Raw genomic sequence first — 4,705 nt, forward strand, 5'->3', positions numbered from 1 at the left:
ATCAGGCAGCCATTTTTGGACAGGGCCGCTTGTACCTGTATATTTATGATACTAAACTGTTTTCCCTATGCGTTACCTCAGGAGTACAACTACCTTCCTTTGTTTACTGTGTATTACAATTGCATCCTGCGCCCAAAGCCCTGCCGTAAAAAGCCCGGCTGAAAAGATCCGGCAGCTGCTGGACAAGTATAATAGCTACAAGCTGTTTAACGGAGCTGCCCTGGTAGCCAAAGATGGAAAGGTGATCTATAAGGGCGGGGTTGGCTACGCCAATTTTGAGTGGGAGATCCGCAACACGCCGGATACACGTTTCCGCCTGGGCTCCATTACCAAACAGTTCACGGCCATGCTTATACTACAATTGGCAGAGCAGGGTAAGCTGAAGCTGGATGGTCATATTTCCGATTACCTGCCTTATTATCCCAAAGCTAATGGTGAAAAGGTTACCATCTACAACCTGCTTACGCATACTTCCGGGATCCCTAATTATACGGGCCTCCCTGATTTTTTTAGCCGGCTTGCGCGGAACCCATCTACCCCTAAAGAATTTATACCTGTTTTTTCAGAGCTGCCACTGGAGTTTACACCGGGCTCTGATTATAAATATTCCAACTCCGGCTACTTTGTGCTGGGCGCTATTATTGAGGAAGTTACCGGGCAGCCCTATGCCAGCGTATTGCAGGAGCGTATCCTTACGCCACTGCATATGAATAATACCGGTTACGATAAGGCGGCCCCTATTATTAAAAAACGTGCAGCGGGGTATGAGCGTAACGGCGATTCATTTGTGAATACAGCATATATTGATATGGATGTGCCTTATGCAGCCGGCTCCATGTACTCCACCGTGGAGGACCTGTACCTCTGGGATCAGGCACTGTATACCAACCGGTTGTTAAACGCTGCCAGTAAAACGACTTACTTTACACCTTTTCTGAAAGGGTATGCCTGTGGCTGGATGACCGGCCCTGTTACGCTTGGCAATACCAAAGACACGCTGAGCAGCATTGCGCATGGCGGCGGTATCAATGGTTTCAATACCATCATTGTACGCATTCCCGGAAGCAAGGACCTGGTGGTATTACTGAACAATACCGGCCCTGCGCCGTTAGAAGAAATGGTGCAGAATATACTGGCTATCCTGTATAACAAAACCTATAAAGCCCCGGTAAAACCAGCGCCTGCGCCGCCACCTGCAAAAACGCTTACAGCTATTGCGCCGGATACGGCTGCTTACCGTTTATATACAGGTAAATATGAGCTGGCGCCTAATGTGGTGATGGCCATTTCCACAGAAGGAGGTCATATTTATGAGCAGCTTACAGGGCAGGCCCGCTTTGAAATATTTCCATCGGCCCCGGCGGAGTTTTTCATGAAGGTGGTAGATGCGCGTATTTCGTTTAAGAAAAATGAGCAGGGTGTGGTGGACCAGCTGGTGCTGCACCAGAATGGGAAGGATATTCCCGCTAAGCGGGTGGAGTAACGGTTAGGGGCAAACGGAAATGTAAAATTATAAATGTAAAATTATAAATGTAAAATTTAAAATGTAAAAGTGGAATGCAGCGATTTGGTTCCGGCCAAACTTCACTGCATTCCACTTTTACATTTATTTCGTTCATAAAGTCTTTTCAATGGTCTCTATGAACCTCCTGCGTCGGTTTGGCATTTAAAATTTTACATTTTACATTCCATCACCTGCACGGTTGATAGGTGATCTGCAACATGTTAGAATACCGGAGTGAAATAAAAGCATTACCTATTTCTCCGGCGCCGGAGGCCTGAATAGTGAGCGGCAGTCCTTTGGCATTATAGGCCGTTACATTTTCATGATTATTAACACTAAAGTCCCGGTCCAGGAATTGCCAGATGGGATGCATACGGTGCAGGTTGACCTTATTGTCATAACCACTCAGGTTCAGATCTGTGCTGTCTGATGTGTAGGGTTCATAGGTGCGGATAACAGCCAGATTGCCGTTAGCGCCATACATATAACGGCGTATGGTTTGCGGATTGGTTGGGGGCGCTCCATAACTATCCGTGGTGCGGATGATCCTGTTCTTCGCATCATACTGATAGGTGGCAAGGTTGCCCACATACAGCTGATCATATGGTGGCGGCGCCTGCGGATCGGGCAAAGGTCCGCTATCACCTACCAGCCCAAACAGGTACATGGTATCCGTTACAATATGGTTATGATCGTCATAAACATAACGGTGCCAGAACTCGAAGGTCCGGCCATCGCTGTACGCGCCATAATAATCAGTTAAACGGCGCTGCGCATCGTAACGGAAAAAGTAATTGGGGGCGCCGGTGCTTACCAGGCTCCGGGTAATACTTACAGGATCGCCCAATGCATTGTACACAAACAGGGCGTAATTTTCGTTGTCCATTGTTACTTTCTGGATCTGGCTATTGCCATAACCGGGGCCCGGGAAAGGATTTTTTTTGCAGGCGGTAAATAATGAAAGAGTTACCAGCATGGTAAGGCATAAGGAAGAATAACTTTTTTGCATAAAAAGGGGTTTAAAATAAATGGAAAATGAGGGGTAATGAATCTTACAGCATGGAAGTATCCGGTAGCAGGTGGTGGTAAGGTGCGGGGTTAATAAGGCGATGGTGTTAAAGGTAATGAAAATACCGATTCGTTAAGTGAATATTATAAGCGTTGTTTCTTTCGTGATATAACGATAGGGTTCAAATAATTGCCTGTCAAAGGTTACGGTGGAAGTGTAATATTTGAAATTTGTAACTTTTGGTTTGAATATTATAACTGTTGATCTGATTACTGAACTATCTTTAATCTTGTGTGTTCATGATAAGGGAACGCACATATTTCAGGTCAAATCTTTTAAGGAAAGCAAAGTCTGTACTTATGATTAAATTAACCATTAACCATCAGGAGCACTCTATTGATGCCAGTCCGGACATGCCATTGCTATGGGCTTTACGCGACATAGTGGGGCTTACCGGAACCAAATTTGGCTGCGGCATGGCGCAGTGCGGCGCCTGTACCGTGCACCTTAACGGGGAAGCGGTACGCTCCTGTGTAACGCTGCTGTCAAGAGCTGCCGGCCAGGAAGTAGTAACCATTGAGGGTCTTTCGCCCAACAGTGATCATCCCCTGCAACGCGCATGGATCGAGGAAGATGTACCGCAGTGCGGTTACTGCCAGTCGGGCCAGATCATGGCTGCAGCAGTGCTGCTGCGGGAAAATCCCCAGCCCACTGATACCGACATTGATAATGCCATGAGCGGCAACATTTGCCGTTGCGGCACTTATCCGCGCATCCGCAAAGCCATTCACCGCGCAGCTGAATTACAAAAGGAGGGAGGTAACAAATGACACAGGATGTACTGAACACCAGCCGCCGGGGTTTTCTGAAAACCGGCGCCATGCTTAGCGGCAGCTTAATTATATCTTTTGTGATACCGGGCGCCAAACGCTTAGCTGCTATGGGCATGCCTGCCGCAGAAGATGCTGCAGCAGCGGTATTTGCTCCCAACGCTTATCTTAGTATAGGCGCTGACGGTAGCATACAGATCGTACTGGCGCATGTGGAAATGGGCCAGGGTATCTGGACCACCTTATCCATGCTTATTGCAGAAGAGCTGGATGCCGACTGGCAAAAAATAAAAGTATTACATAGCCCGCCCGGGCAACCTTATTTGCATACGGTGTATGGCCTGCAGATCACCGGTGGTTCCAGCACCACCTGGTCTGAGTTTGACCGTTACCGACAGGCCGGCGCCACGGCCCGTACCTTACTGGTACAGGCAGCAGCGCAGAAATTTGGCGTAAGCCCGGCAGATTGCCGTACTGAGAATGGTGAGGTAATAGCCGGCGACAAACGCGCCACCTACGGGGAACTGGCCGGCATAGCCGCTTCGCTGCCGCCGCTTACAGAACCGGTAAGTCTGCGCAGCCCCGGTGAATGGAAGTATATTGGTAAAGGCGTAAAGCGCCTGGATTCACCCGCAAAGGTGAATGGTACCGCCCAATTCGGGATGGACATGCGCTTCCCCGGCTTGCTTACCGCTGTAGTAGCGCACCCGCCGGTATATGGCAGTAAGGTAAGATCGTTTGACGCCTCCAGGGCCCGCACGGTGCCGGGCGTACGAAAAGTAGTGCAGATACCTACCGGGGTAGCGGTGATAGCAGATAATTTCTGGGCCGCTAAAAAAGGCCGCGCCGCTTTAAAAGTGGAGTGGGAAAATGGCCCCAACGAGAAAATTGACAGCGTAGCGCAGCTGGCGGAGTTTAAAAAGCTGGCAGGCACCCGTGGCGATACGGCTGCGGAAAAAGGCAATGTTACCAATGCCTTAGCCAAAGCCGCTAAAGTGCTGGAAGCGGAATACACCTTTCCCTATCTGGCGCACACGCCCATGGAGCCGCAGAATGTTACGGTAAAAATAGCTGACAATAAATGTGAAATATGGACCGGCACTCAAATGCCGGGGAACGACCAAACCGTGGCTGCCAAAATACTGGGCTTTAAGCCGGAGCAGGTAAATGTGCACACTGTTTTCCTGGGCGGCGGTTTTGGCCGCAGGGCTAACTTTCAATCCGATTTTGTAGCGGAAGCAGTGCATATAGCAAAAGCCAGCGGCGACCCCATTAAAATGGTATGGACGCGTGAAGATGATATTCACGGCGCTTATTACCGTCCTTCATTTGTGCATAAGATCCGTGCAGGTATTGATGCGC

General features: G+C 49.1%; 4 protein-coding genes. 3 read left to right on the forward strand and 1 reads right to left on the reverse strand.

The window, feature by feature from the left end:
- Positions 1-67: 67 nt before the first annotated feature.
- The gene (locus VIM87_RS27090; RefSeq protein ID WP_332000014.1) at positions 68-1,483 is read left to right on the forward strand and encodes a serine hydrolase; all 1,416 of its coding nucleotides are present in this window, start codon (positions 68-70) and stop codon (positions 1,481-1,483) included.
- A gap of 208 nt (positions 1,484-1,691) precedes the next feature.
- Here the strand turns inward: VIM87_RS27090 and VIM87_RS27095 are convergent, their stop codons facing one another.
- Positions 1,692-2,513, reverse strand: coding sequence for a hypothetical protein (locus VIM87_RS27095; protein WP_332000015.1), 822 nt, complete (start codon positions 2,511-2,513; stop codon positions 1,692-1,694).
- A 359-nt stretch (positions 2,514-2,872) separates the two neighbouring features.
- Between VIM87_RS27095 and VIM87_RS27100 the strand changes: the two genes are divergently transcribed.
- Complete coding sequence (locus tag VIM87_RS27100) at positions 2,873-3,343, forward strand: (2Fe-2S)-binding protein (protein WP_217606245.1); 471 nt, start codon at positions 2,873-2,875, stop codon at positions 3,341-3,343.
- Positions 3,340-4,705: xanthine dehydrogenase family protein molybdopterin-binding subunit (locus tag VIM87_RS27105; protein ID WP_332000016.1), on the forward strand; the 1,366-nt coding region annotated here is incomplete at its 3' end. The genes VIM87_RS27100 and VIM87_RS27105, both read left to right, overlap by 4 nt.

Origin of the sequence: Chitinophaga sp. (genome assembly GCF_036569125.1) — a bacterium.
Classification (GTDB): domain Bacteria; phylum Bacteroidota; class Bacteroidia; order Chitinophagales; family Chitinophagaceae; genus Chitinophaga.

What these genes read in the sequence shown, in the direction of transcription:
- VIM87_RS27090 (WP_332000014.1), top strand. Translation starts at nt 68, where the DNA reads ATGCGTTACCTCAGGAGTACAACTACCTTCCTTTGTTTACTGTGTATT.
- VIM87_RS27095 (WP_332000015.1), bottom strand. Translation starts at nt 2,513, where the DNA reads ATGCAAAAAAGTTATTCTTCCTTATGCCTTACCATGCTGGTAACTCTT.
- VIM87_RS27100 (WP_217606245.1), top strand. Translation starts at nt 2,873, where the DNA reads ATGATTAAATTAACCATTAACCATCAGGAGCACTCTATTGATGCCAGT.